The following is a 3,621-nucleotide window of genomic DNA, read 5'->3' as shown; positions in this document are numbered from 1 at the left end:
CGCGGTGGGCATCGGACCGCCCAGGCCCGACCGGACACCCGACAGCGCGAGGAAACCCGCCCCCACCCACCCGGACCACGCACACGATGCGCGCCACCGGGCCGTGGAGCGAAAGCGGGGGACCAGCGTGCCCAACACCGTTCGGGGCACGCGGCTGAGCAGGAGTCCTGGCAACAGGACTCACTCCCACTCAGTCTTTAGGAACGGTAGCGGACCTACTTCCCGGCCCCTTCGGTACGCCCCAGGGCCGGTCGCTCCCGCCACAGCGTGAGGCCCATGTCGACGAGCCCGACCCGGTCGAGGGCGGGCACCTCGTCGAGGGCGTGCCAGGCCGCCATGTCCGTGGAGCCATTGGTCTCGTGGCGGAGTTCGCCGCCGGTGACACAGACCTCGTAGACGATACGGAGGGCGTGGAAGTCGGTGGCCGGGCCCAGTCGGCGCGGGTGGCTGCGCAGTTCGGAGTCGACGCCGAGCAGCGCGAGCGGCTCGACCGCGTACCCCGTCTCCTCCTCGGCCTCACGGACGACCGTGTCGTACGGATCCTCGCCGTGGTCCATGCCGCCGCCCGGCAGGGTCCACCGCTTTCGGCCGTCGCCCGTGACCCAGCGGGCCAGCAGCATCCGTCCGTCCCGCACGCATACGGCGTAGGCCGCCACCCTCAACTCTTTTGGCATACACAGACGTTACGGCACCCCCGGACCACCCGAACTACGCGTGCGGCACGATCGCGGGCGCCGGCAGCGTGAAGATCCAGAAGGTCGTTCCGCAGTTTGTACGGTCGTAGGGGGCGGGCGTCCGGGAACGGGCGCCCGCCCCTTTTTCACGGGCGGGTGGGGGCGCGGCTCATGGACAGATGACGGTGCTGCTCATGGGCAGGTGACGGTGCGGGACTCGGGCAACGCCTGCAGGATCCAGGCCCGCTCGCGGGCGATGGCCCGCTGACCCGTGGTCCAGCCGTCGGGTGTCGCCTGCTTGTCCTGGACGGCGACGAGTACGCGCCGACCCTTGCGCGGATCGGGCGCGACCTCCTCGTCCAGGACGACGACGACCTCGCTCTTCCCCTTCTCCGGCTTGTAGTAGCGGTCCACGTCGAGGGTGATCCGGTTCAGTGTGGTGCCGGGGAGGGGCTCGACCTCGGCGATCGTCCCCTCGACGACGAGCCGGGAGCAGGCGAGATAGCCCGGGCCGCTGAGCGAGGCCTCACTGCCCGCGCTGTCGGCCGCCTTGCCCCCGCGGTCCGAGCTGCTCTCACTCAGCCCGGCGCCCGCGCCCTGCGCGAGGAGCCAGCCCATCCCGACGACCATCGCGGCGACGGCGGCCACGGCGAAGCCGCCCAGCGCGAGGGCTAGGGGCCGGCGGCCGCGGTTCCTGGGGGCTCCCTCCGGGCGACGGGCACGTTTCCTGGACGCCCGTACCGGCGCCGGCTTCGCCGCCGTTTCCGTACGGTCCGCCGCCAACTCCTCCCCGATGGCCGTCAACTGCTCCCGCAGCAGCGCCACATCGGCCGCCGCCGACCCGTGCTCGGCCATGAACCCGGCGTCGTCATGGGCCTCTTCGGGCAGCGGTTCGTCCGTGATCGCGGCCCACAGCGCGTCCACTCCCTCGTATTCGGCCACGTCACACCACCTCGTCCTCGTGCAGGCGGGCGCGCAGGGCGCGGACCGCCGAGTGCAGCCTGCTCTTGACCGTGCCCTCGGGGACACCGAGTTCCTCGGCTATCCCGCGCACGGAGAGATCGGCGTAGAAACGCAGGACGAGGACCTGACGCTGGGCGTCGGGAAGTTCGTCCAGGCCCTGGGCGACGGCGAGCGAGAGCACGCTGGACTCCTCGCCGGAGGGGTGCTCCAGGTGCCGGAGCGAGGCGAGCCGCTCGCCGAGCCGCTCCTGGCGGCGCTTGGCGCGGTGCCAGTCCATCGCCAGGTTCGAGGCGACGACCGCCGCCCACGCGGACACGTCGCGCGGCGCCTCGTCCCCCTTCGCCGCGCGCTCCAGCAACCGCAGGCGGACCTGCTGCACCCCGTCCGGCAGGTCCGCCTGCGGTACGCCGCCGAGCGCGAGCACCGCTCGCACCCGGCGTTCCTGAGCCGCGTCCAAGGGGTCGTCCACTCCCTGTTCCTGGACGTCCCCGTGGGCACGGCGTGCCTTTCTGCGCAGCACAGCCACCCCTCCCCTCCCGCGTTTCCCCTACGACGCCGGGGCGGCCCAAAACGTTCGGCCCACGTCGAGGGACTTTCCCGGATCCACTCCGCCGGAGTCTCGCGGAGGCTGTCCGGACGGGACGGGGCTATGGAGTCACACGTCACACCGGCCCGGCGGCCGGCCCCCTCACCTGTCCCGCCCCGGTACCGCCCCGGTCCCATCCTCTGTCCCATCCCTTGGGCAAAGGATTGGACAGGCGGGCCGGGGTCAGACGCATCATGGAAGCGCTGGACCACGTAAAACGCACGCAAAGGGAGTCGCCGTGAGGGTCGGAATCGTCGGAGCCACCGGTCAGGTCGGCACAGTCATGCGCAGGATCCTCGTCGAGCGGGAGTTCCCGGTCACCGAGCTGCGCCTGTTCGCCTCGGCCCGTTCGGCGGGGACGGTCCTCGACGGAGTCACAGTGGAGGACGCGGCCACGGCCGACTACTCCGGCCTGGACATCGTCCTGTTCTCCGCGGGCGGCGCGACCTCCAAGGCGCTGGCCGAGAAGGTCGCCGCGCAGGGCCCGGTCGTGATCGACAACTCCTCCGCCTGGCGCAGGGACCCGGACGTACCCCTGGTCGTCTCCGAGGTGAACCCGCACGCGATCGCCGACCGCCCCAAGGGCATCATCGCCAACCCGAACTGCACGACGATGGCCGCGATGCCGGTGCTGAAGCCGCTGCACGAGGAGGCAGGCCTCGAGGCGCTGGTCGTCGCCACCTACCAGGCGGTGTCCGGCTCGGGCCTCGCGGGCGTGGCCGAGCTGCACGGCCAGGCGCTGAAGGTCGTCGCGGACGCCGACAAGCTGACCCACGACGGCGAGGCGGTCGACTTCCCCGAGGCGCACGTCTACAAGCGCCCCATCGCCTTCAATGTGATCCCGCTCGCCGGCTCCATCGTCGACGACGGCCTGCACGAGACCGACGAGGAGCAGAAGCTCCGCAACGAGTCCCGCAAGATCCTGGAGATCCCCGCCCTCAAGGTCTCCGGCACCTGTGTCCGCGTCCCGGTCTTCTCCGGCCACTCCCTTCAGGTGAACGCCCGTTTCGCGCGTCCGCTGAGCGTGCAGCGCGCCACGGAGCTGCTCGCCGGCGCCCCGGGCGTCACCCTCTCCGACATCCCGACGCCCCTCCAGGCGGCCGGCAAGGACGCCTCGTACGTCGGTCGCATCCGCGGCGACGAGACCGTCGAGAACGGTCTCGCCCTCTTCGTCTCCAGCGACAACCTCCGCAAGGGCGCCGCGCTGAACGCGGTCCAGATCGCGGAGCTGGTGGCAGCCGAGCTGAACGAACGCTAGGGCTGACGCCGGGCCGGTGTAGTTCGCCCCCGCCGCCCCTACCCGTCCCATCCTTTCCTGGGGGCTCCGCCCCCAGACCCCCGTTCGGCCTGGACGGCCTCGTCCTCAAACGCCGGACGGGCTGGGTATGTCAGCCCGTC

The 3,621-nt window shown here is 71.7% G+C and carries 4 protein-coding genes and 1 pseudogene; 2 read left to right on the top strand and 3 right to left on the bottom strand.

What is annotated here, in order from left to right:
- Positions 1 to 201, top strand: a pseudogene (locus AB0D57_RS47355) (IS200/IS605 family accessory protein TnpB-related protein); the annotation flags it as partial.
- A gap of 14 nt (positions 202 to 215) precedes the next feature.
- Here AB0D57_RS47355 and AB0D57_RS47350 read toward each other — a convergent pair.
- From AB0D57_RS47350 to AB0D57_RS47340, 3 genes are all read right to left on the bottom strand, one after another.
- Positions 216 to 674, bottom strand: a complete 459-nt coding sequence (locus AB0D57_RS47350; protein WP_362088712.1) for an NUDIX hydrolase — start codon at positions 672 to 674, stop codon at positions 216 to 218.
- Between the two features lie 192 nt (positions 675 to 866).
- Complete coding sequence (locus tag AB0D57_RS47345; RefSeq protein ID WP_362088711.1) at positions 867 to 1,616, bottom strand: hypothetical protein; 750 nt, start codon at positions 1,614 to 1,616, stop codon at positions 867 to 869.
- A 1-nt stretch (position 1,617) separates the two neighbouring features.
- Positions 1,618 to 2,163, bottom strand: a complete 546-nt coding sequence (locus tag AB0D57_RS47340) for a sigma-70 family RNA polymerase sigma factor (protein WP_362088710.1) — start codon at positions 2,161 to 2,163, stop codon at positions 1,618 to 1,620.
- Positions 2,164 to 2,461: 298 nt separating this feature from the next.
- On the opposite strand from AB0D57_RS47340, the gene AB0D57_RS47335 reads away from it, so the two are divergent.
- Complete coding sequence (locus tag AB0D57_RS47335) at positions 2,462 to 3,481, top strand: aspartate-semialdehyde dehydrogenase (RefSeq protein WP_362088709.1); 1,020 nt, start codon at positions 2,462 to 2,464, stop codon at positions 3,479 to 3,481.
- The last annotated feature ends 140 nt before the right edge of the window (positions 3,482 to 3,621 follow it).

It is taken from the genome of Streptomyces sp. NPDC048275 (assembly GCF_040652275.1).
In the GTDB taxonomy this organism is placed as follows: Bacteria; Actinomycetota; Actinomycetes; order Streptomycetales; family Streptomycetaceae; genus Streptomyces.
This window is presented reverse-complemented; position numbering and strand designations above follow the sequence as displayed.